Here is a 21,878-nt window from a genome sequence, read left to right as displayed (position 1 = left end):
TCAATTGCCCTCGAAGGCCGGTTTCTGCTTGGCGGCGAACGCCTCGAAGGCGCGGCGGAAATCGCCGGTGACCATGCAGATCGCCTGCGCCTGCGCTTCCGACTCGATCATCTCGTCGACGCCCATCGCCCATTCCTGGTTGAACATCGTTTTCGTCACGCCATGCGCGAACCACGGCCCATCCGCGAGCGAGCGCGCCAATTCTTGCGCAGCACCGGCGAGTTCCGCCGGCGGCACCAGACGGTTGTGGAAGCCCCACGCAAAACCTTCCTCGGCGCTCATCGCACGTCCCGTGTAGAGCAGATCGGCCGCATGGCCCTGCCCGATCACGCGCGGCAACAACCCGCACGCGCCCATATCGGCACCGGCAAGACCGACGCGGGTGAACAGGAACGCGGTCTTGGCCTGCGGCGTCGCCAGCCGCAAATCGGATGCCAGCGCCAGCATCGCCCCGGCCCCGGCGCAAATGCCGTCGATCGCTGCGACGATGATCTGCGGGCATTTGCGCATCGCCCTCACGACCTCGCCGGTCATCCGCGTGAAGGCGAGCAGGTCCGGCATCGCCATCCGCGTCAGAGGCTCGATGATCTCGAACACGTCGCCGCCGGAGCAAAAATTGCCCTCGGCGCCGGTCAGCACGATGGCGCGGACATCGGCGGCGTATTTGAGATTGGTGAAGAGATCGCGCAGCTCCTCATAGGACTCGAAAGTCAGCGGGTTCTTCTTGTCCGGCCGGTTCAGCGTGATGGTTGCGACACGGCCGCTCGCATCGACCTGCCAGCGGAAGTGCTTGGCGGGATAATCCTTGAACGGCCGTAGCTTTGCTTTCATCTCGGACATGACGTGTTCCTTCACCCGGTAAAGACTTCGCCGCCGGCGACCGCGACGGCTTGTCCGTTGATTGACGATGCGCCCTCGGCGGCAAGCCAGAGGATGGCGTCGGCGACCTCCTCCGGCGTCACCAGCCGCTGCATCGGATTGACCTTGGCAAGCGCGGCGCGCGCCTCCTGCTCGCTGCGGCCGGTCTTGGCGACGATGTTCGCGGCGGCATCCGCCACCAGCGGCGTATCGGTGTAGCCGGGGCAGACCGCATTCACGGTGACGCCGCGCCGTGCATATTCCAGCGCCAGCGAGCGCGTCAGGCCGATGACGCCGTGCTTGGCCGCGACATAGGCGGAGACGTAGGCATATCCGGTGAGACCCGCGGTCGAGGCGACGTTGATCACGCGCCCGCGGCCGCGCTGCGCCATGCCGGGTAACACGGCATGCGTCACCAGGAACACGCTGGAGAGGTTGCTCGCCAGCATGTCGGTCCACAGCGCTGCGCCGGTCTTGTCGAACGGCGCGCTCGCGGCCTTGCCGGCATTGTTGACGAGAATATCGATCGGGCCAACTTCGGCCTCGATCTGCGCGACACCCTTGCTCACCGCGGATTCATCCGTCACGTCGATCGAAACCACGGCGCCGGCCTGCTTGTCGAGCGATGCCGCCGTCGCTTTCAGCGCGTCGATCCGCCGTCCGGTGATGCTGACGCGCACGCCGGCTTTTGCGAGTGCGATCGCCGTCGCGGCGCCGATGCCGGAACCGGCACCGGTCACCAGCGCATGTGCGTTGGGCCAGAAGCGTGTCATGCCTTCACTCCCGCGGCGGCGCGCTCGAGATTGGCCTCGTATTGCGACTTGCCCGACAGGTACTGCTTCGGCCAGGCGACCTGCTTGACGCCGATCTTCGCGGCCTCATGCAGCGTCCAGGCGGGGTCGGCGAGATGCGGCCGCGCGATGGCGCAGAGATCGGCGCGGCCGGCGGCGATGATCGAGTTGGCGTGATCCGCCTCCGAGATCGCGCCGACCGCGATGGTCGCGATGCCGACCTCGTTGCGGATCTTGTCGGCGAACGGCGTCTGGTAGAGCCGGCCATAGATCGGATGGTCGTCGGCCCAGACCTGCCCCGAGGAGCAGTCGATCAGGTCGGCTCCCGCCTCCTTGAACAGCTTTGCGAAGACCAGCGCATCCTCGGGCGTGTTGCCGCCCTCGGCCCAGTCGTGACACGACAGGCGGACCGACATCGGCTTGTCCTCCGGCCACACCGCGCGGACGGCGCGGAACACCTCCAGCGGATAACGCGCGCGGTTCTCGATCGATCCGCCGTAGTCGTCGGTGCGGCGGTTAGTCAGCGGCGAGAGGAAGCTCGACAGCAGATAGCCGTGCGCGCAGTGCAGCTCCAGGATATCGAAGCCGGCGGCCGCAGCGCGCCTGGCTGCGACGACGAACTGCTCGCGCACCTCGTCCATCTCGGCGCGGCTCATCGGCTCCGGAATCTGGCCGTCGGGCAGGTAAGGCACTGACGAAGCCGACACCAGCGGCCAGTTGTGGTCCGGCAGCGCTTCGTCCATGCCTTCCCAGGCGACGCGCGTTGAGCCCTTGCGGCCGGCATGGCCGAGCTGGATGCCGATCCTGGCTTGCGAATTCTGATGCACGAAGTCGACGATGCGCTTGTAGGCCGCCGCCTGCGCGTCGTTCCAGAGGCCGCAGCAGCCGGGCGTGATCCGCGCTTCCGGCGACACGCAGGTCATCTCCGTAAACAGAAGGCCGGCACCGCCGAGCGCGCGGGAGCCGAAATGTACCAGATGGAAGTCGGTCGGCACGCCCTCCTCCGCCGAATACATCGCCATCGGCGAGACGATGATGCGGTTATGAAGCGACAGGCCGCGGATCTGGAATGGCGTCAGCATCGGCGGCGTGACGCGGTCGTTGGTCGCGGCCACGCCGCTGCGCTCCGCGAACCAGCGCTCATAGCCCTCGAGCCAGGTCTTGTCGCGCAGCCGCAGGTTCTCGTGGCTGATGCGCTGCGAGCGGGTCAGCAGCGAATACATGAACTGCTCCGGCTCCAGCGTGTCGGCATAGCGCGAGCCGACCACTTCGAACCATTCCATCGCGTTGCGCGCGGCGTTCTGGATCCGTGCCACGTCGACCCGGCGCAGCTCCTCGTAAGCCTTGAGCACCGCGGGAATGCTGTCGCGCGTCGCGCCGTGGATCTTGAACTGGTTGGTCAGCTCGATCGCATCCTCCAGCGCGAGCTTGGTTCCCGAACCGATCGCGAAATGCGCGGTGTGGGCGGCATCGCCCATCAGCACGACATGGCTGTTGCCGTTGAACGCGGTCCATTTGCCGCAGATCAGCCTGGGAAACGACAGCCAGGCCGAGCCGCGCAGGTGCCGCGCATTCGAGACCAGATGATGCCCCTCGAGGATTTCCGCGAACACATTCTCGCAGAACGCGATGGAGTCGCCCTGCTCCATCTTGTCGAGACCGTGGGCGAGATAGGCCTCCTCGGTGGTCTCGACGATGAAGGTCGCCGCGCCCTCCTCGAACTTGTAGATGTGCGCCTGGAACCAGCCATGCTCGGTCTTGCGGAAGTCGAAGGTGAAGGCGTCGAACGGACGGTTGGTGCCGAGCCAGATGTAGCGGTTCGGCCGCATCAGCATGTCGGGTTGGAACGTCTCGGCATATTTGACGCGCACCTTCGAATTGACGCCGTCGCATGCCACGACGAGATCGGCGTCGGGGAATTCGAGATCGGAATTCACCTCGCGCTCGAAGATCAGCTCGACGCCGAGTTCCTCGGCGCGCGCCTGCAGGATGTTGAGCAGCCGCTTGCGGCCAATGCCGACGAAGCCGTGGCCGGTGGTGCGCATGCGCCGGCCCTTGATCAGGACCTCGATGTCGTCCCAATGGTTGAAGGCCTGCTCGATCGTGTCAGCGGTGACCGGATCCCATTTGCGCATGTTGTCCATGGTCGCATCCGAGAACACCACGCCGAAGCCGAAGGTGTCGTAGGGCCGGTTGCGCTCGACCACCGAAATGACGTGCGCGGGATCCAGCATCTTCATCAGGATGCCGAAATAAAGCCCGGCCGGCCCGCCTCCAATGCAAACGATACGCATGGCGTTCTCCCGTTGGCTTCGGCGGCGCGGGCACGGACGAGGCGCGTTCCCCTGGAGCCGATACGGGATATTATTTTATACTTAAAATAATTGTCAAGGGAGTTGGCGCCCCACCCAACGCTGTCGTCCCGGCGCAGGCCGGGACCCATACGCCGCAGCAGATATTGTCGGCAGGACTCGTCGTTCCAGCGACGTACAACAATGACGATCTGTGGTTATGGGTCCCGGCCTGCGCCGGGACGAGACTGAACTTGTTGCCGCTGATTTGCCCGTCGAAGGCGTGGCAAGACGGCGGATTGCGCTGCGCTAATCCGCCCTACGCCGACGACAGGCCGCGCCGCGCGCCGTCAATGCACCGCGGCGTACAGGATCTTGTCCTGCGTCGCGTCCGCCGCGTCGAACTCGGCGACGATGCGGCCGGTGCGCGCGACCAGGATGCGGTCGGACACTGCGAGGATCTCCGGCAGGTAGGACGAGATCACCACCACCGCCTTGCCCTCGTCGGCGAGGCGGCGGATTTCGCCGTGGATGTGCGGGATGGTGCCGACGTCGACGCCGCGCGTCGGCTCGTCGAAGATGATGATCGAGGGGTCCTGCACCAGCGTCTTGGCCAGCACCACCTTCTGCTGGTTGCCGCCGGACAGCTCGATGATCCTGGCCTTGCGCTGCAATGCGCTGATCTTGAGCCGATCGACCCAGTAGCTGGCGAGCTTGCTGCGCCGCGCGCGCGACAGCAGGAAGCTCCAGCCCTTTCCGGTGGCGAGGCTGCCGATATAGACGTTGTCGTCGACCACCATGGTCTCGAAGAAGCCGTTGGCCTTGCGGTCCTCGGTGATGTAGGCGATGCCGTCATTGATCGCCTGCCGCGGCACGCGGTAGCGGATCGGCTTGCCGCGCAGCCGGATGGTGCCGCCATTCACCAAATTGCGCTTCAGCGCGCCGTAGATGATCTTGGCGATCTCGGTGCGGCCGGAGCCGATCAGGCCGGCGATGCCGACCACCTCGCCGGCATAGACCGAGAACGACATGTTCTTGACCGCCATGCCCATGGTGACGTTCTCGACCGTCAGCACCTTCTCGCGGCGCTGATGGGTTTTTGCCTTGCCGCCATAGACCGCCTGCGCCACCTCGCGGCCGACCATGTGCTGCACCAGCGCATCGCGCGTCAGCTGCCTGGCCGGCGCCGTGATCACCAGCTTGCCGTCGCGCAGCACGGTGATGCGGTCGGCGATCTGCAGCGACTCCTCCAGCGCATGCGAGATGTAGATGATCGAGACGCCGCGGGCGCGCAGGTCGCGCACCAGATGGAAGAAGTGGACGATCTCCTCCGGCGTCAGCGATGCGGTCGGTTCGTCGAAGATGATGATGCGCGCCTTGTTGTAGATCGCGCGCGCGATCTCCACCATCTGCTTCTTGGCGGTGCCGAGCAGCGCCACCGGCGTCGCCGGATCGACGTGGAAGTTGAGCGACTGCAACAGCTGCTGGGCCTGGATGTTCAGGGTGCGGAACCGGGTCAGCAGCTTTTCGTTGCCGAGCTCGATGTTCTGCGCGGCAGTCATGGTCGGCACCAGGCTGGTCTCCTGATAGACCATGCAGATGCCGGCATTGAGCGCGTCGCGCGGCTGCTCGAAACCGGTCGGCTTGCCGTCGAGCAGATAGTCGCCGGAGGTGAGCTGGATCGCGCCCGCGATCGCCTTGCACAGCGTCGATTTGCCGGCGCCGTTCTCGCCGACCAGCGCATGCACCTCACCGGGATAGAGGTCGAAATTGACGCCCTCGATGGCGTGGACGCCGCCATAGATTTTTGAGCCGTTGGTGATCCGCAGCACCGGCTCGCGGACTGCGGAGGTCTCTGCCGTCTTGGCGCCGGGGGTCGCCTGCATCACACCGTCATTCATCGCAGCTCTCCCGTATGGCGCAGCAGGCGTCCGGCGCCGCGCGCCGCGATCACGACGCCCGATGGCGTGGCGCAGGCGGCGGTGACGCCGTGGAAGCGGCCGCCGGCGCGGCTGTGCAGGCTGTCGGTCGCATCGCCCTCGGCATCGAGATGCACCAGCAGACCATAGGAGCGCGGCGGCGCCCACGGCTTCTGGATGCCGAGCGCCTTGACGCTGCCGATCTGCATCGGCTCCAGGCAATCGCTGCCGCCGGCGAGCGCCGGCGCGACCCAGTAATCCGGCGGCATCGTCGCCATCATCTCCTCGCGGAAATCGTCTTCCTTGAGCACGAACTCGATCAGATGGGTGCGGCGGGCGAAGATGCCGAGCAGCAGGCCGCCGTGGCCGTCCGGATGCAGCCGCGCCGGATAGCCCGGCATGTTGGCGGCGACGGTCTCGCGCGGACCAAGCCCGTTGCCGCCGAGCGCGAACCGGCTGAGGCGATGCGCCCAGCTTTCGGTGAGCCACAGGCTGCTGCCGTCGGCCGAAACACTCACGCCATAGGGATAGGGCAGATCGCGCAGCAGCACCTGCGGATTGTCGAGCCCGGCGCCGCAGCTGACGAGCCGGCCATTGGCGCGCTTCTCCATCAAATCATGCCGCCATTCGCCCGGGCGTCGGCCGGTGCTGCCTTCGACGGCATAGATGCGGCCATCGGGCGCCGCCGTCACCGACAGCAGCCCCGTGAGCGCGCTGCTGCCGGCAGACTCCAGCCAGCGCGGATCGGGCTTCGCCGGATCGATCGCGGCAAGGCCCCTGCCCGCGACGCAGACCAGCAGGCGGCCGTCCGGATGCAACGCGAGCCCGCCGGCATCATCCTCGAACTCGGCGACGACCGTACGTGTCGACAAGTCATTGCCGCCGAGCTTCAGCACCCGGCGTCCGGCCGAGACATAGACCGCGCCGTCGCCGGCGGCGATCACGTCGTCGACGCCGGGCAGCGGCTCGCCGATCGGGGTTGCGGTGTCGAGCCGGTCGTTCGGGCTCAGCGCACCGTCGAGCGGCGGGATCGCGTTCTGGCCGCCGTCGCGGTCGATGACGCTGCGGATGTCGCGCAGCAGATGATCGAAAAATCCCATTACGTCGTCACCCTGCTCTTTGCGCCCCAATAGGCATCGTAGCCGGTCCAGCTGTCGTCGACGCCGTCGAGCTTGATGCGGCCGATCCGGTTGTTCTCGAGTCCGCCGAGATAGAGATAGCCCTGGTGCTCGCGCATCGAGGTCAAGGTGGAATGCGAGATGCCGGTCGGGTCCCACCAGGATTCCAGCGCCTCGCCCTTCTCGTTGAACTTCAGCACGCAGCCATGGTTGAGCGCCGGCGCCAGCCACTCGTCGGTCGGCACCTGCTTCACCATGCGCAGGCGGAAGCCGGGCTTTCGCGCGGCAAGGTCGAAGGTCGGCGTGCGGATGCCGACCAGCGCCAGCCAGTAGGTGCCGTCGGACGCGCGGTTGATATTGTCGGGGTTGCCCGGCAGCTCGTCCATCAGCACCTCCGTCTTGCCCTTGTTCGGCCCGTCGATCCAGTGCCGGAACACCTTGCACAGCGAGGTCGACGCGATCAGGATCGACTTGCCGTCATGCGAGACGCAGATCCCGTTCGGGAAATAGAAGTGGTTGATCACCGTGCGCGTGGTCCTGGTCGCCGGGTCGTAGCAGACCACGCGGCCGTTCGGCCGGCCCTCGAGGATGTCGAGGGTGTTGGTGGTCATCTCGTAGCGCGTGGTGCAGTCGCTGAAATAGATCTTGCCGTCGGGTGCGATGTCGAGGTCGTCGGCCATCCGCAGGCGGGAATCGTCATTCAGCTTGTACCAGGTGCGGTTGGTCTCGTCGGTGACCTTGAAGATGCCGCCATCGGGGGCGACGCCGTAGACGCCCATGCCGGCGACGGCGACGATCAAATTCTCATCGCGATCGAACTGCATGCCGAGCGGCCGGCCGCCGATATGGGCGAACACCTCGCGGGTCTCGAAGTTCGGCCCGGAAAAACGGATCACATTGCCGTCGCGGGTCGAGCCGTAGAGCCGGCCCTGGCGGTCGAGGATGACATCCTCGGGCCCCTCGACCTGATCGACGCCGATCGCCTGCGCATTGATCAGCCGGTCGTTCTGCGCATAGGGCGAGGCCGCGCCGGGCTGCACCGCCGGCGCCGAGGCGAGCGGCACGAACGCCGGATTGACATAGATCTTCTGGATCGCCTTGCCGCGGTTCTTCGACCATTTGACGTCGATGCCGACGGCCGCAAGCAGGATCATGCCGGTCACCGCCGAGGTGACGTAGCCCGGGATGCCCATCCGCACGAGGCCGTTGATCAGGAGGAAGATGATCAGCGCGCCGATCATCGCCCGCCACACCGTGCCCTTGCCGCCGGCGAGCGACACGCCGCCGAGCACGACGGCGGTGAGCGCCTGGAATTCCCACCCCACGCCGGTGGTGGAATCCGTCGAGGCTTGCCGCGCGGCGTAGAAGATGCCGCTCGCCGCGCACAGCGTTCCCGACAGCACATAGGTCATGAACAGCATCACGCGGACGCGGATGCCGGCGTGGCGCGCCGCCTTGCGGCTGGCGCCGATCGCGGTGAGATGCCAGCCATAGCGCGAGCGCGACAGGAAGATGTGGCAGATCAACAGCACCACGAACAGCGTCGCCGCATTGACGGGGATACCGAGCACGCTGCCGCCGCCGATGAAATCCCAGGCGTCGCTCTCGACCGAGTTGGTCGCGAACACCTGGGCGTAGCTGGTGTTGAGCAGGTTGACCGAGGCGCGCAGGATGATCAGCGTCACCAGCGTGGTCAGGAACGGCCGCGTCTTCAGGAAGCCGATCAGGAAGCCGTTGATGCTGCCGAGCAGCGCGCCGACCAGAAGCGTCGCCGGCACGGCGAGGCCGACCGGCCATTCGCGCACCAGGAGGAAGTACAGCGCTGCGAAATTGCACAGCGCGAAGATCGCGCCGACCGACAGGTCGATGCCGCCGGTGACGAGGCAGAAGCCCATCGCGAGCGCGACGAAGCCGAATTCGGCGAACAGCCGCAGCAGCGACACCGAGTTCTGCACCGATGCGTAGTCGGGAATGGTGAGCGCGAAATAAGTCCACAGCCCGATCATCACGGTAAACGGGACGACCGGCTCGAACCACTGTTTCAGCAGCAGCTCCGACAGCAGGAGCCGGGGTGAAAATCGCCGCACCGATGCGGCAAAGGAATCAACGGCCATCGACATCGCCAAAGCACCCTCTTGATTGAGCACGACCTTGCGAAAAACCGGCTTCCACTTTTCCGGATCGTGCTCGTGATTGAGCACGACCTTGCGGAAAACCGGCTTCCACTTTTCCGGATCGTGCTCGTGATCGCGCACGATCTTGCGGAGAGCCGGCCTGCACGTCCCGGATCATGCTCCTGGTCATGACGCGATCGGCCATCGCATCGCGACCTCGTCCCTTGATGAACACGCTCTCCGTGAACGCTGCGGGTCGGTCGGAGAAAAACCGGCTCCACCTCGCCGGATCGTGCTCTTTGATACAGCCGGCGCGGGAATGCCCCCCGCGCCGGCTGTCCGCGCCTTGTTAATTTTTCTTGGGTAGCGCGAAGCAGTTGGCGCCCGAGGCGTTCGACTTATCGAGCCAGATCGGACGCGTGTAATAGACGAGATTGCGGCTGCCCGGCTTCTCGCCTGATACCAACAGGGTCTCGGCGGCGAACATCAGGTCGTGGCCCTGCTCGGTCGCTTTGTAGCTCAGGAACTTGTAGAAATTGCCCGAATTGACCTGGTCGCAATCGAGCTGCGAGCCTTCACCCGAGGCGAACACCTTCACATCGTCGATCTTGCCGGCATTGCGGATCGCCTGCGCCGCGCCCGATTCCATGATGCCCCAGAACCCGATCGAGGCGCAGAGGTCGGGATGCTGCTGGATCACCGTCGCGGTGACGTTGAGCGCGGTGTTGGCGTCCCAGTTCGCGGCCTGGTTCGAGACCACCTTGATGTTCGGATCCTTGTTCAACACCTCCATGATGCCGCCGACCTGATCGACGCTGGCGGCCGCGGTCAGTTCACCCTGCACGATCTGGACCTTGCCCGACTTGCCGGAGCCGGTGCCGCAGGCCTTCACGGCTTCGTTCGCCAGCATCCTGCCGATCTCGCGCCAGTCGGCGCCGACAAAGGCGCCGGATTTGTAGTTCGAGGACATGTTGATCTGGATCACATGCGTGCCCTGGCTTTCGGCGCGCTTCAGATCCTTCATCAACAGCGTGACGCTCGGATTCTGCACGATCAGCACATCGGGCTTCTGGTCGACCAGCGCGGTCAGGGCCTGCTGCATCGCCGAGGGGTTGTTGTTGGGATCGCGCACGACATATTTCATGCCGCGCCACTCGGCTTCCTCCTGCACCACCCGGCCCCATTCGTCGGACAGCGGCACGCCGAGCGCGATCGGCAGATAGGCGATCGTCTTGCCCTGCAGCGCCTTGTCGTAGACGGCACGCAGCTCGCGCGCGGTCTTGGTGCCTTCCTCCTGCGCCGATGCCGCAAACGGCACCGCGGCCAGCGTCACGCCGGCCAGCAGGATCGTCCAGAATTTTGTCGTCGTCTTCATCGTCTCCCTCCACAAAGCAATTTCTTTTGATTGATTCATTTGGCGCGGCGGCCGGCTCGGTCGCCCTGTTTCAGTCCCCTTGCCGCGCGGTCTCCTCGTCGCGGGGGTGCAGCCAGTTGTCGAGCACGATGGCGGCCAGCAGCACCACGCCCTTGATGATGTTCTGCACCTCGCTGTTGACGTCCATGATGGTGAAGGCGTTGAGCAGCGTGCCGATCAGGATGCAGCCGACCACGACGCTGAACACGCTGCCGCGGCCGCCGATCAGGCTGATGCCGCCGATCACGACGACGAGCACGACGTCGAAGATCATGGTGCCCTGGGTGATCGCCATCTGCATGCTGCCCGTGGTGCCGACCCAGACCAGGCCCGCAATCCAGGCGAGCAGTGCAACCAGCACGTGCTCGAGCACGATCAGCGGCCGCAGCGCGACGCCGGTCAGCCGCGCGGCCTCCGGATTGTCGCCCTGCGAATAGATGAAGCGGCCGATCGAGGTGCGCGACAGGAACAAATGCATCGCGATTGCACAGGCCGCGAACACCAGGATCGGAACCGGGATGCCGAACAGCCGTCCGGCGCCGAGATACATCAGGCCCGGCGCATCCTTCGGCGCATAGACCACCCAGGCCGGCGCGATCCAGAAGGCGAGGCCATAGATCACGAAACCGGCAGCCAGCGTCACGAACAGCGCCGGCGCCTCGACGAAGGCGACCATCACGCCGTTGACGACGCCGATCAGCACCGCGACCGCCAGCGCCAGCAGCACTGCCGTGAAAACGGGCATGCCGTTCTGCATGTAGATCAGCGCGATCGCCCAGGAACCCGCCATGATCGCGACCTCGGAGAGGTCGATGCCGCGGCTGATCACGATCAGCCCCATGCCGAGGCCGAGCACGCCGAGGATGGAAATACTCCGCAACAAATTCAGGAGATTGGAGACGGTGGCGAAGCCGTTCAGCGTCAGGCCGAACACGATCAGGAGTGCGATGGTGATCAGGAGCACGATCTGCTCCTGGCTCGGCTTTGCAAGCATTGCGCCCAGGCGAGATGATGCCGCAGGGACAGCAACGCCGCGCGATGGCGATTGCACGCTCATCGTTTCCTCCAGGTATTATTTTGCTTGAGACTTTAAGAGTGCCGATTAGTATTCGTCAAATGCATTCGGCGGATACGGATTGATCATTTCCATGCATGTACGTGACGTCGATCTGAACCTGTTCGTCGTGTTCGACGCGATCTATTCCGAGGGCGGCGTCAGCCGCGCCTGCTTCCGCCTCAATTTGACCCAGCCCGCGGTCAGCCATGCGCTGAGCCGGCTGCGCGCGATGTTCAACGATCCGCTGTTCGTGCGCCGCAACCACGTGATGACGCCGACCCCGCTGGCCCGGCAGATCATCACCACGGTGCGCCAGGCGCTCAACGGCCTCGAGACGACGCTGACCCACACCCACCGGTTCGATCCGGCGCAGACGCCGAAACGGTTCGTGATCGGGCTGCGCAACAATCTCGAGGCGCCGATGCTGAGCGCGCTGATCAACCGCATCAGCACGGTGGCGCCGCTGGTCGAGATCGCCACCGTGCGCAGCGAGCGCAACAATCTCGAGCGCGAGCTTGCCGCCGGCACCCTCGACGTCGCGATCGATACGCTGTTGCCTCTGTCGGCGGAGGTGCGGCGCGAGCAGATCCTGACGGAGCATATCGCGGTGTTCGCGCGGCGCGGCCATCCCGAGCTCGGCACCCGGCTCGACAAGAAGGCTTATTTGCGCATGGAGCATGTCTGCGTGACGTCGCGGCGCAGCGGCCTGTCATTCGAGGATTTTCAGCTCCAGCGCCTCGGCCTGACCCGCACTGTTCGCCTGACCTGTCAGAATTTCGCAACCGCCTGCCACGTCGTGAGCCGCAGCAACATGCTGCTGACCGCCTCGGAGAGCGCCGCCTCCGTGCTGGAAGATCCCGGGCTGCTGCAGTGCTTCCCCTGCCCGTTTCCGATCAGTCCGCACGTCAATTATCTCTACTGGCACGCCACCGCCGAGGACGACACCACCAATCAATGGCTGCGCGAGCAGTTGCGCGCCGCCGCGGCGCTGCTGGCCGGCAGCCGCTTCAGCAAGAAGAATCGCCGCGCAGTGAAAGCGCGCCCCAGGGTCGGCATCCCGCTTCCGGCCAGCCTCGCCGCCGAATAGCCGCGTCCGCCCGGTATTATGGCGCAAACGCCACAAGCCTACCGAAACTCCGGTTCCTAGATTCCGGGAGGGTACCGTGAGCTAGGAGAAGCGCCGTGTGGCGGCGCGCGGCTTGGGCCGCAACGCTCTTAAGTCTTTTGATTGTAAGCCGGAGCGGCGTCGGCGACAAAGTAGCCGTGCGTATTGGGATTATCGACCCTCCGCCAGCAAAAGCCGCTTTCACGGCGGACCTGTATGAAATCGAGATAGACCAAATTGCAATAGAACCAGAGGGTTTTGCTGCCTTTGCGCAATGGGTCCGAAAACTCGCCGCTGGCGATGAATTCAAATTCGTTAACTTGCATTCCGTTTGGCCGCCGAGGCTGTTCAGATACCGGGTGGAACCATGAAGCTGAAACGTGGATCGTTTACGGCGATCTTCTTCCTTGCATGCGTCGCGGCACTAGAGCTTGAGCAGGTAGTGCTGGAGGAGATTTGACCGCAATAACCGGCAACTTAGTGCCTTGAGGCGTTTTCAGATCGTTCCGTGATCGGGGAGAAACATATTGCTGGCGCTCGCACGAAATAGAGCGCAGCTTTGTCTCTATCACCGCACGGCCTTTCGGCATCTATCGGTGACGAGATCGCTGTCAGTCACCGCGCTCCCGCCTCGCCCCAAGCAAAGCAAGTGGAGCGCGCAATGCCTGAACTGCCACGTTTCGAATCCCATTCTGTCCCGGCACGCATTTGCCTTGGCATTGCAGCTTTCAGTACTGCCGTGCTCGTCCTCATAACCCTTGTGGCGTTTGCGCCATAATACCGCGTCGGCCCACCACGCGGATCGGGTCCGAGCCGTCCCAGGTCGCGGCCGCGGTCCTGATCGTCTCGAAGAACCGCCCCTTCGATCCCGAGATGTCTGAGATCTCGATCACGGTGCCGGCATGGCCGGCGGTGTCGAAATAGGCGAAGCGTCCCTTGGGGCCGCCGATCTGGCCTTCATGACCGACCGTGAAGCCTGCCGCGACGGCGCGGTCATAGAGCGACTGGTAGTCCGTGCTCCAGTACGACATGTGCTGCAGGCCCTCGCCGTGGCGCGCCAGAAAATCCAGATACATCGACGGCGCGTCGTTGCGCTGTTGGATCAGCTCGATCTGCAGATCGCCGGAATTGGCCAGCGCGATCGACATCTCGACCGCGGAGTCCACGCCGCGATAGCGGAACCAATCGACCTTGACCGAGGGGATCAGGAAGAATGGCCCGACCCGCAGTATCTCGGTCCAGAACTTCAGCGCCGCGTCGATGTCGCGAACGACGTAGCCGTTCTGACAGACCTTGCCGAACAATGCACTCATGCGCCCTCCCCGCCGCTCACAAACCGCTGAGCCCGCTGTCGACCGCGAGCGTCTGCGCGGTGACATAGACGCTTTCATCCGACATGAAGAACAGCACCGCATAGGCGATCTCCCACGCCGTCGCCTGACGGCCGAACGGGATATGCCCCTTGCCGCGCGACGGCCGGCCCGCGCCGGCCTCGCGGCCGTTCGGGGTGTCGACCAGCCCGGGATAGACCAGATTGGCGCGGATGCCGCGCCGTGCGCCGGCATGTGCGATGTTGCGCATCAGGCCGCCGAGCGCGGCCTTGGAGGAATCATAGACCGCCATCTGCGATCCGGCCTTCAGCGCCGCGATCGAGGAAATGAACACGATCGAGCCGCCGTCTTCGAATTTCGGCAAGGCCGCGCGGCAGCACAGCATCGGGCCGCGGACATTGACGTCGTAGATCCTGTTCCACTCCTCCGCGCTCACATTGTCGAGCCCGGTCTTGCCGAAGGTACCGATGTTCAGCACCATGCCGTCGAGCCCGCCCATCGTGCGATGCGCCTCGTCGATCATCCTGATGACGTCGGCTTCCTTGGTGACATCGGCGGCGATCGCGAAAGCACGGCCGCCGTCAGCAGCGATGCGCGCAACCGTGTCCTCGGCCGAGGCGCGGTTGAGGTCGGCGACCGCGACATGCGCGCCCTCGCGCGCGAACAGCAGGCTCATGGCGCGGCCGTTGCCGATCGGATCGGTGGCGGCATCGAACACCCGCTGGCCGCCGCCGACCACGAGGATGCGGCGGCCGTTGAGGCGTCCCCTGCCCGGCGCGGTACCCGAGGATTCCGCGCTCAGCGGACGGACATAGCGCTCCGGCTCGGGGTCTTGCTTGGCCTCTTGCGAAGTCTCCGACATCTCGTCAACCCTGCTTCTTGCCGCCTTCGAACACGGCCATGCCGGCGGCCGGATCGAGATCGGTCTCGGTCGCCTCGGTCAGCCGCGCCATCATCATGTAGAAGCCGAGCGCGACGATCGCCTCGACGATCTCCTGATCGCTGAAATGCTCGCGCACCGCGGCAAAGGCGGTATCGCCGACGCGGACCTTCTCGACCACCTCGCGGCCGAAGCGAAGCAGCGCGCGCTCGGCTGCGTTGATTGCAGCATCGTCGTATTCGCCGCGCTCGACGGCATCGATCTGCGCCTGGGTGACGCCGACACCGAGCGCGATCGGCACATGTTGCCGCCATTCATAGGCGCCGCCCTCGAGCTGCGCGGCCTGCAGGATCAAGAGCTCGCGGTTGACCGCCGACAGCTTCTGCTTGTGCAGGATCGAATTGGCGAGCCGCATCGCCGGGATCATATTGGCCTCGGCATGGGCCATCATGCGGAAGATGTTGAGCTTGACCGGCATGCGGTCGAATGAGGCGCGGATCTCTCCGCCCGTCGTCTCCGGATCAATCAGGGGCAGCCTTGCCACGCGTGTCTCTCCCTTTTTTGCTTGTTCGTTATTCTTGCCGTCGGTGCGACCAGCTAATGCACCGGGCCGACCGAGATCAAGCCGCCCGCGCGACATTGCCCGAATTGCGGGGTTCTGCCATGCGGTTCCGCGCTTGAATCCGCATCCACGGGCAGGCATAAGGAGCGCCAACTCCCCTAAAAAATCGCCTTAGCCCAAGGATTTGAGAAGGATTTACGATGCCCGCCTATCGCTCCCGCACCACCACCCACGGCCGCAACATGGCGGGTGCACGCGGCCTCTGGCGCGCCACCGGCATGAAGAACGAGGATTTCGGCAAGCCGATCATCGCGGTGGTCAATTCCTTCACCCAGTTCGTGCCCGGCCACGTCCATCTGCAGAATCTCGGCCAACTGGTCGCGCGCGAGATCGAGAAGGCCGGCGGGGTGGCAAAAGAGTTCAACACCATTGCGGTCGATGACGGCATCGCGATGGGTCATGACGGCATGCTGTACAGCCTGCCCTCGCGCGAGCTGATCGCCGACAGCGTCGAATACATGGTCAACGCGCATTGCGCCGACGCGATGGTCTGCATCTCCAACTGCGACAAGATCACGCCCGGCATGCTGATGGCGACGCTGCGGCTCAACATCCCGACCGTGTTCGTCTCGGGCGGACCGATGGAATCGGGCAAGATCGTGCTCAAGGGCAAGAAGCGCGCGGTCGACCTGATCGACGCGATGGTCGCGGCCGCCGACTCCAACGTGTCGGACGAGGACGTCGCGGTGATCGAGCGCTCAGCGTGCCCGACCTGCGGCTCCTGCTCTGGCATGTTCACCGCGAACTCGATGAACTGCCTGACCGAGGCGCTCGGCCTCGCGCTGCCCGGCAACGGCTCGGTGCTGGCGACCCACGCCGACCGCAAGAGCCTGTTCGTCGAGGCCGGCCACCTGATCGTCGACCTCGCCCGCCGCTACTACGAGCAGGACGACGCCAGGGTGCTGCCGCGCAACATCGCGAACTTCAAGTCGTTCGAGAACGCGATGACGCTCGATATCGCGATGGGCGGCTCGACCAACACCGTGCTGCATCTGCTCGCCGCCGCGCGCGAGGGCGAAGTGCCGTTCACGATGACCGACATCGACCGCCTGTCACGCAAGGTGCCGGTGCTCTGCAAGGTCGCGCCCTCGGTGCAGGACGTCCACATGGAGGACGTGCATCACGCCGGCGGCATCATGGCGATCCTGGGCGAGCTCGACCGCGCCAAGCTGCTCACGACCGACGGGCCGACCGTGCATGCAGCAACGCTGGACGATGCGCTGAACCGCTGGGACGTGGTGCGCACCACAAGCGACAAAGTACGCAACTTCTATTGCGCCGCGCCGGGCGGCGTGCCGACCCAGGAAGCCTTCAGCCAGGACCGCCGCTTCGACGAGGTCGATCTCGATCGCGAAAAGGGCGTCATTCGCGACGCCGAGCATGCCTATTCCAGGGACGGCGGCCTCGCCGTGCTGTTCGGCAACCTCGCCGAGGACGGCTGCATCGTGAAGACCGCCGGCGTCGACGAGAGCATTCTGAAGTTCTCAGGTCCCGCCCGCATCTTCGAGAGCCAGGACGCATCGGTCGAAGCCATCCTTGGCAACAAGGTGAAGGCCGGCGACGTCGTGCTGATCCGCTATGAGGGACCGCGCGGCGGCCCGGGCATGCAGGAGATGCTGTACCCGACCAGCTATCTGAAGTCGAAAGGCCTCGGAAAGGCCTGTGCGCTGATCACCGACGGCCGCTTCTCGGGCGGATCGTCGGGCCTGTCGATCGGCCACGTCTCGCCGGAAGCCGCCGAAGGCGGCCTGATCGGCCTCGTCGAGGAAGGCGATATCATCGAGTTCGATATCCCGAACCGCAAGGTCAACCTCAAGGTCGACGATGCCGAGCTGAAGCGCCGTCGCGCAGCGATGGAAGCCAGGGGCAACGCGGCCTGGAAGCCGGCAGCGCCACGCAAGCGCGCCGTCTCAACCGCGCTGAAGGCCTATGCGGCGTTCGCCAGCAGCGCGGCCAAGGGTGCGGTTCGCATCCTGCCGGAGTGATCGGGGCGAGCTCGGCCGCTTTTGGCTTCGGTCTCGTGGCGGAGTTGCTGCACCTCTCCCGCTTGCGGGGTCGAGACGAGCGAAGCTCGCTCTTAGGTCGACGCGCGACGAGCGACGCGAAGCGTCGTCCGCAGCGCGGCGGGGGTGGGGACTCTTTCCACAATACGACTCGCGGAGCGAGCCCCCACCCCGGCCCTCCCCCGCAAGCGTAGGGCAATCGCATATGGCCGTTTGAGGTAATCGGAGTTCCCACAAACTCGTCATGCCCAGGCTTGTCCCGGGCATCCACGTCTTCGTTTCCACGCGGAGAAAAGACGTGGATGGCCGGGACAAGCCCGGCCATGACGGCGCGGAGGAATCGGTTCATTCATATGCGATTCCCCTGCCCGCAAGCGGGAGAGGGAGCGCATTGCGGATGTAGCTGGTAGTCGACCTGTGACGTCAGCTCACGTGCAAGTCGGCCGCCTCGATCCGGATGCGGTCGGCATGCAGTGACCAGTCGCACAGCGATTGTTCCTGGCAAAACTTGACCTTGGCCATCTCGGTGGCCTGGCCCTCGCTCGAGGCGTCGATCTCAAGCGCACCCTGGCAAACCTCGCGCTCGCGGCCATTGCCGCCGAGCACGTCTTTCATGAAATGAACGACGAAGCGTGACATGGAACCCTCCCTGCTGCACCGGCAGAGCCCGGGGGTACCACGCTAGCACTAACACGAAAGGGTAGTGAGTTAATTCGGCTGATACGCGTGCGACTGTTCGCAGCGGGAAAAGCTACGCGCCGGCCTGGGGCAGGCTGGCGGCGGCGATCGCGACGATCTGCGCAAGACGGCGGCCGATCCTGGCGGGCGCGTTGCGGAGCAATGACTGGACCTGTCGCATGAACGTCTTCCTTCCGTGCCTGGAATGGTCGGGCACAGACGGAAAATGGCGATTTCGGGCTAAGCCGTCGATATCTCAGGGAAAATAACAACGGACGTGTTGCGAGGCGGTCGTTCGGCAGTGGGTTTATTGCCTCGATCGAGGCTGCAACGAAGGAGATTTTCTCCGGTATTTTTGCCCGCGCAACAACGCTCGCACGGCTGGCCGCTTGTGCGAGGGAAGCACCGGCGGAAGAGTTCCCTTCCGCCCTTGCGGGTATTCTCCCCCGCAAAGCCCAGCGCTTGCACGATTTCTGAATATTGGAAATGTACCCCTGAGTTGCCCGACGCGTCAAGATGCCCGCTCGAACGCCGACAGCCGCCAGCTCCTTTGCATGGGGTTGTTTTCGATATTTTTGACCGCGCGCAGCCGCGGCCCCGCAGGGGCACTGCCGACCCTACCCCGGCATGAACCCGAACGCCTTCTCGAACCGTCTTGCGTAGACCGGCCAGACCTCGGGATTGATGATGCGCGGCGGGCGCTTGCCGTCGAGGGCATCGAGGATCTGCTCGGCGGCGATCCGGCCCATGTTGATGCGCGCCTCGCGGGTGACGCCGGCGGTGTGCGGGCTCGCCAGCACATTGTCGAACTGCAAGAGCGGATGATCCGGCGGCGGCGGCTCCTTGTCCCAGACGTCGAGGCCCGCACCCGCGATTCGCTTTTCACGCAGCGCTTCCTCCAGCGCCTTCTCGTCGTGGATGAAGCCGCGCGCGGTGGTGACGAAATAGGCGTGCGGCTGCATCAGCGCGAACTGGCGCGCGCCGATCATGCCGCGGCTGTTCTTGTCCAGCGGACACGAGATCGAAACAAAGTCCGCGCGATGCAGGAGATCGTCGAGCTCGACCTTCTCCCCGCCCCGCTTTGCCATCTCATCCGCCGTGAGATAGGGATCGTAGGCGATCACCTTCATGTGCAGGAGGCCCCTGCACAGCTCGGCGATGCGGCGGCCGACATTGCCGAGCCCGACGATGCCGACGGTCTTCTCCTTCAGCTCGTTGCCGATCAGGTCGTTGCGGTTGACATTGGCCTCGCGCCGCAGCCTGCGGTCGGACTGGATGATCCGCTTCGACAGCGTCAGCATCATGCCGAGCGCGTGTTCGGCGACCGAATTGGCATTGCCGCCGGACTGGTTGACGACAAGCACGCCCGCCGCGGTGCAGGCATCGACATCGACGGGATCGAAGCCGGCACCATTCGACGACACGATCAGAAGATTCGGCGCACGCTTCAACAGCTCGGCATGGGCATGGAAATGCGGCGCCAGCTCATCGCGCGCCGCGCCGATCTGATAGGCATGCGCGTCGGCAAGAACCGGCGCGAACGTCGCCTCCGGCGTCTCGTTCTCGAGACGATCGAGCCTGACGTCCGGCCGCTTCTTCAGGATATCGACGTAGATCTCGTGGGCGAGGTATTTGACGTAGAACACGCGCTTGTTGTTGACGGTCATGTCTTCGAGCAGCTTTCAGTTTGGGAAGCCATAGAGTCGTGCGGGATTGTCGACGAGGATACGGTGCCGGGTCGCCGCGTCCGGCGTCCAGTCCTGGAACAGCGTCAGCAGATGGCCAGCGTCGGGCATTTCGCCTTCGACCCGCGGATGCGGCCAGTCGCCGCCCCACACCAGCCTTTCAGGATTGGTCGACACCAGCGCCTCGTGGAACGGCCGCGCATCGGGATAATCAGGGGCCCGCCGGCTCAGGCGATGCGCGCCCGAGAGCTTGGCCCAGCACCAGCCTTCGTCCACCGCACGCAGCAGGCTCTGAAAGCCCGCGGTGTTGATGCCGGCGGCAGCATCGGTGCGGCCCATGTGATCGACCACGACCGGCAACCCGAGCGCCTTGAGCGTCGGGATCGTGTCAGGCAAATCCCTCACGTCGATCCAGAGCTGCAGATGCCAGCCGAGCTCGGCCATCACGCCCGCATGCGTCTCGGCAACGTTCAAGGGAATGCCGCCGCGATAGTGCAGCTGCCCGCCGCGGAAGAAATGGTTGAAGCGCAGGCCGCGGACGCCGAGCACATGCCATTGCCGCAGCGTGCCTGCCGCCACATCGGCATCGGCCACCGCGACGCCACGCAGACGCGCGGGTTCACGCTGCAACGCATCCAGCATCGCCGAATTGTCGTGGCCGTGCGCGCTGCCCTGCACCAGCACGCCGCGGGCGAAACCGAGTGCATCGAGCATGCCGAGATAGGTCGCGAGCGGCGCGTCCGGCGGCGTATAGCTGCGATCGCCGGCATAGGGGAAGCGGTCGGCCGGGCCGAACACATGCGCATGCGTATCGCAAGCCTTCGGCGGCAGCTTGTCCTTTGGCGGCGTCACCGGACGCGGCGGCAGGCAAGCGGGAATTTTTGACGCGGCCATCGTCTACTCCGTCTTCATGCCGGCGGCCTTGATGATCGGCCCCCATTTGTCGTAGTCGGCCTTGATCTTGGCGGCGAACTTGTCCGGCGTGGAGCCGATCGGGATCGCACCGAGCTTGCCGAGCCGCTCCTTCACGGCATCGGTGTTCATCGCCGCGACGAAATCATGCGAGATCTTGGCGACGAGGTCGGCCGGCATGTTGCCAGGTCCGAGCAGCCCCCACCACACTTCTGTGTCGTAGCCCGGCACGGTTTCCGACATGCTGGGCACGTCAGGCAGGAACGGCGCACGCGAGCCGGTCGTCACCGCCAGCGCGCGAACCGTGCCGGCTTGCAGCTGCCCGACCGATTCCGGACCGTTGTTGAACGACAGCGGAATTTGCCCGCCGAGCAGATCGTTGATCGCGGGCGCACCGCCCTTGTAGGGGATCGCGTCGAGATCGATCCTGGCGAGGCTCTTGAGCAGCTCGCCGGCCAGATGGGTCGAGGTGCCGTTGCCGGCATGGGCGAAGGACAGGCTGCCGGGCTTCGCCTTCGCCGCAGCGATGACGTCGGCGACCGATTTGAACGGCGAATCCGCGCGCACCAGCAGCACGTTCGGCGACGACGCCAAGAGCGAGATCGGCGAGAAATCCTTGAAGGTGTCGTAGGGCAGCTTTGGATAAAGGAACGGATTGGTGGCGTGGCCGCTCGCCACCATGATCAGATTGTAACCGTCGGGCGCGGAGGTCGCGATCGCCTGCGAGGCGATCACCCCGCCGGCGCCGGGCCGGTTCTCGATCACGATCGACTGCGTCCAGGTCTTCGACACTGCTTCGGCGAGCGTCCGCGTCAGCACATCGACGCCGCCGCCGGGCGGATAGGGAACGAGAATATGAACGGCCTTGGCCGGGAACGCCTGCGCGGACGCAAGGCCGGCCACAACCGTGGCCGCTGCCGCAATGGCGGTCCGCCAGACCCATCCGGCCATCGACGCCTCCCGTCCCTTGATCGCTACCGTCCCTTTTTCGTTACGCCTGTATCCCACGTTGGTCCGGCGCTGCGATGGCCGAATTCCGCAGATCGCGTTGCGGCCGCGACATGTTGACAATCGCAGGCACCGCGTCAAGTTTCGTGCGG

19 protein-coding genes are annotated in these 21,878 nt (G+C 65.1%); 4 read left to right on the top strand and 15 right to left on the bottom strand.

Going from position 1 to position 21,878, the window contains the following annotated elements; genetic code table 11:
• From ACVI1L_RS28635 to ACVI1L_RS28600, 8 genes are all read right to left on the bottom strand, one after another.
• Positions 1 to 840 carry an enoyl-CoA hydratase family protein gene (locus tag ACVI1L_RS28635; protein WP_199805355.1) on the bottom strand — a complete coding sequence of 280 codons (840 nt, stop codon included), beginning with the start codon at positions 838 to 840 and terminating at the stop codon, positions 1 to 3.
• Positions 841 to 851: 11 nt separating this feature from the next.
• On the bottom strand, positions 852 to 1,631 hold the full coding sequence (locus ACVI1L_RS28630; RefSeq protein WP_456784412.1) for an SDR family NAD(P)-dependent oxidoreductase: 780 nt from the start codon (positions 1,629 to 1,631) through the stop codon (positions 852 to 854).
• Positions 1,628 to 3,943, bottom strand: a complete 2,316-nt coding sequence (locus ACVI1L_RS28625; protein WP_456784411.1) for a bifunctional salicylyl-CoA 5-hydroxylase/oxidoreductase — start codon at positions 3,941 to 3,943, stop codon at positions 1,628 to 1,630. Before ACVI1L_RS28625 ends, ACVI1L_RS28630 begins: the two co-directional genes overlap by 4 nt.
• Positions 3,944 to 4,290: 347 nt before the next feature.
• Positions 4,291 to 5,826 (bottom strand): sugar ABC transporter ATP-binding protein, encoded by a 1,536-nt coding sequence (locus ACVI1L_RS28620; protein ID WP_076833429.1) that lies wholly within the window; start codon positions 5,824 to 5,826, stop codon positions 4,291 to 4,293.
• Positions 5,827 to 5,837: 11 nt separating this feature from the next.
• Positions 5,838 to 6,959, bottom strand: a complete 1,122-nt coding sequence (locus tag ACVI1L_RS28615) for an SMP-30/gluconolactonase/LRE family protein (RefSeq protein WP_456784410.1) — start codon at positions 6,957 to 6,959, stop codon at positions 5,838 to 5,840.
• Positions 6,959 to 9,232: an ABC transporter permease subunit gene (locus ACVI1L_RS28610; RefSeq protein ID WP_309249278.1), complete on the bottom strand. Its 2,274-nt coding sequence runs from the start codon at positions 9,230 to 9,232 to the stop codon at positions 6,959 to 6,961. Before ACVI1L_RS28610 ends, ACVI1L_RS28615 begins: the two co-directional genes overlap by 1 nt.
• A 208-nt stretch (positions 9,233 to 9,440) precedes the next feature.
• Positions 9,441 to 10,466, bottom strand: a complete 1,026-nt coding sequence (locus ACVI1L_RS28605) for a sugar ABC transporter substrate-binding protein (RefSeq protein WP_253587314.1) — start codon at positions 10,464 to 10,466, stop codon at positions 9,441 to 9,443.
• A 70-nt stretch (positions 10,467 to 10,536) separates the two neighbouring features.
• Positions 10,537 to 11,562: an ABC transporter permease gene (locus ACVI1L_RS28600; protein WP_233475853.1), complete on the bottom strand. Its 1,026-nt coding sequence runs from the start codon at positions 11,560 to 11,562 to the stop codon at positions 10,537 to 10,539.
• Positions 11,563 to 11,653: 91 nt separating this feature from the next.
• On the opposite strand from ACVI1L_RS28600, the gene ACVI1L_RS28595 reads away from it, so the two are divergent.
• The 3 genes from ACVI1L_RS28595 to ACVI1L_RS28585 all read left to right on the top strand — a co-directional run bounded on the left by ACVI1L_RS28595 (position 11,654) and on the right by ACVI1L_RS28585 (position 13,127).
• On the top strand, positions 11,654 to 12,649 hold the full coding sequence (locus ACVI1L_RS28595) for a LysR family transcriptional regulator (protein ID WP_076833425.1): 996 nt from the start codon (positions 11,654 to 11,656) through the stop codon (positions 12,647 to 12,649).
• 95 nt (positions 12,650 to 12,744) lie between these two features.
• On the top strand, positions 12,745 to 13,038 hold the full coding sequence (locus tag ACVI1L_RS28590; RefSeq protein ID WP_456784409.1) for a hypothetical protein: 294 nt from the start codon (positions 12,745 to 12,747) through the stop codon (positions 13,036 to 13,038).
• Positions 13,035 to 13,127 (top strand): DUF6471 domain-containing protein, encoded by a 93-nt coding sequence (locus ACVI1L_RS28585; protein ID WP_229159983.1) that lies wholly within the window; start codon positions 13,035 to 13,037, stop codon positions 13,125 to 13,127. The genes ACVI1L_RS28590 and ACVI1L_RS28585 overlap by 4 nt, the downstream gene beginning before the upstream one ends.
• Positions 13,128 to 13,416: 289 nt before the next feature.
• On the opposite strand, the gene ACVI1L_RS28580 is transcribed toward ACVI1L_RS28585, so the two are convergent.
• Genes ACVI1L_RS28580 through ACVI1L_RS28570 form a run of 3 tightly spaced genes read right to left on the bottom strand, consistent with a single transcriptional unit; the run spans position 13,417 to position 15,422 of the window.
• Positions 13,417 to 13,980, bottom strand: a complete 564-nt coding sequence (locus ACVI1L_RS28580; protein ID WP_456784408.1) for a VOC family protein — start codon at positions 13,978 to 13,980, stop codon at positions 13,417 to 13,419.
• 16 nt (positions 13,981 to 13,996) lie between these two features.
• On the bottom strand, positions 13,997 to 14,860 hold the full coding sequence (locus ACVI1L_RS28575; protein ID WP_456784407.1) for an SDR family NAD(P)-dependent oxidoreductase: 864 nt from the start codon (positions 14,858 to 14,860) through the stop codon (positions 13,997 to 13,999).
• Between the two features lie 4 nt (positions 14,861 to 14,864).
• Positions 14,865 to 15,422, bottom strand: coding sequence for a carboxymuconolactone decarboxylase family protein (locus ACVI1L_RS28570; RefSeq protein ID WP_456784406.1), 558 nt, complete (start codon positions 15,420 to 15,422; stop codon positions 14,865 to 14,867).
• A gap of 218 nt (positions 15,423 to 15,640) precedes the next feature.
• On the opposite strand from ACVI1L_RS28570, the gene ilvD reads away from it, so the two are divergent.
• Entirely contained in the window at positions 15,641 to 17,485 is a 1,845-nt protein-coding gene (gene ilvD, locus ACVI1L_RS28565) for a dihydroxy-acid dehydratase (protein ID WP_456784405.1), read from the top strand.
• 441 nt (positions 17,486 to 17,926) lie between these two features.
• Here the strand turns inward: ilvD and ACVI1L_RS28560 are convergent, their stop codons facing one another.
• The 4 genes from ACVI1L_RS28560 to ACVI1L_RS28545 all read right to left on the bottom strand — a co-directional run bounded on the left by ACVI1L_RS28560 (position 17,927) and on the right by ACVI1L_RS28545 (position 21,729).
• The gene (locus tag ACVI1L_RS28560) at positions 17,927 to 18,142 is read right to left on the bottom strand and encodes a hypothetical protein (protein ID WP_028331505.1); all 216 of its coding nucleotides are present in this window, start codon (positions 18,140 to 18,142) and stop codon (positions 17,927 to 17,929) included.
• 656 nt (positions 18,143 to 18,798) lie between these two features.
• Complete coding sequence (locus ACVI1L_RS28555; protein WP_456784404.1) at positions 18,799 to 19,848, bottom strand: hydroxyacid dehydrogenase; 1,050 nt, start codon at positions 19,846 to 19,848, stop codon at positions 18,799 to 18,801.
• Between the two features lie 15 nt (positions 19,849 to 19,863).
• Complete coding sequence (locus tag ACVI1L_RS28550) at positions 19,864 to 20,760, bottom strand: amidohydrolase family protein (protein ID WP_456784403.1); 897 nt, start codon at positions 20,758 to 20,760, stop codon at positions 19,864 to 19,866.
• Between the two features lie 3 nt (positions 20,761 to 20,763).
• Positions 20,764 to 21,729: a Bug family tripartite tricarboxylate transporter substrate binding protein gene (locus ACVI1L_RS28545; protein WP_456784402.1), complete on the bottom strand. Its 966-nt coding sequence runs from the start codon at positions 21,727 to 21,729 to the stop codon at positions 20,764 to 20,766.
• Positions 21,730 to 21,878: the final 149 nt, after the last annotated feature.

The organism is Bradyrhizobium sp. USDA 4516 (assembly GCF_054055915.1).
Note: the sequence above shows the minus strand (reverse complement) of the source record. Positions and strands in the feature narration are given on the sequence as shown.

Coding starts and splice junctions, on each gene's coding strand:
- ACVI1L_RS28635 (WP_199805355.1), bottom strand. CDS start 840: ATGTCCGAGATGAAAGCAAAGCTACGGCCGTTCAAGGATTATCCCGCC.
- ACVI1L_RS28630 (WP_456784412.1), bottom strand. CDS start 1,631: ATGACACGCTTCTGGCCCAACGCACATGCGCTGGTGACCGGTGCCGGT.
- ACVI1L_RS28625 (WP_456784411.1), bottom strand. CDS start 3,943: ATGCGTATCGTTTGCATTGGAGGCGGGCCGGCCGGGCTTTATTTCGGC.
- ACVI1L_RS28620 (WP_076833429.1), bottom strand. CDS start 5,826: ATGCAGGCGACCCCCGGCGCCAAGACGGCAGAGACCTCCGCAGTCCGC.
- ACVI1L_RS28615 (WP_456784410.1), bottom strand. CDS start 6,959: ATGGGATTTTTCGATCATCTGCTGCGCGACATCCGCAGCGTCATCGAC.
- ACVI1L_RS28605 (WP_253587314.1), bottom strand. CDS start 10,466: ATGAAGACGACGACAAAATTCTGGACGATCCTGCTGGCCGGCGTGACG.
- ACVI1L_RS28600 (WP_233475853.1), bottom strand. CDS start 11,562: ATGAGCGTGCAATCGCCATCGCGCGGCGTTGCTGTCCCTGCGGCATCA.
- ACVI1L_RS28595 (WP_076833425.1), top strand. CDS start 11,654: ATGCATGTACGTGACGTCGATCTGAACCTGTTCGTCGTGTTCGACGCG.
- ACVI1L_RS28585 (WP_229159983.1), top strand. CDS start 13,035: ATGAAGCTGAAACGTGGATCGTTTACGGCGATCTTCTTCCTTGCATGC.
- ACVI1L_RS28580 (WP_456784408.1), bottom strand. CDS start 13,980: ATGAGTGCATTGTTCGGCAAGGTCTGTCAGAACGGCTACGTCGTTCGC.
- ACVI1L_RS28575 (WP_456784407.1), bottom strand. CDS start 14,860: ATGTCGGAGACTTCGCAAGAGGCCAAGCAAGACCCCGAGCCGGAGCGC.
- ilvD (WP_456784405.1), top strand. CDS start 15,641: ATGCCCGCCTATCGCTCCCGCACCACCACCCACGGCCGCAACATGGCG.
- ACVI1L_RS28560 (WP_028331505.1), bottom strand. CDS start 18,142: ATGTCACGCTTCGTCGTTCATTTCATGAAAGACGTGCTCGGCGGCAAT.
- ACVI1L_RS28555 (WP_456784404.1), bottom strand. CDS start 19,848: ATGACCGTCAACAACAAGCGCGTGTTCTACGTCAAATACCTCGCCCAC.
- ACVI1L_RS28550 (WP_456784403.1), bottom strand. CDS start 20,760: ATGGCCGCGTCAAAAATTCCCGCTTGCCTGCCGCCGCGTCCGGTGACG.
- ACVI1L_RS28545 (WP_456784402.1), bottom strand. CDS start 21,729: ATGGCCGGATGGGTCTGGCGGACCGCCATTGCGGCAGCGGCCACGGTT.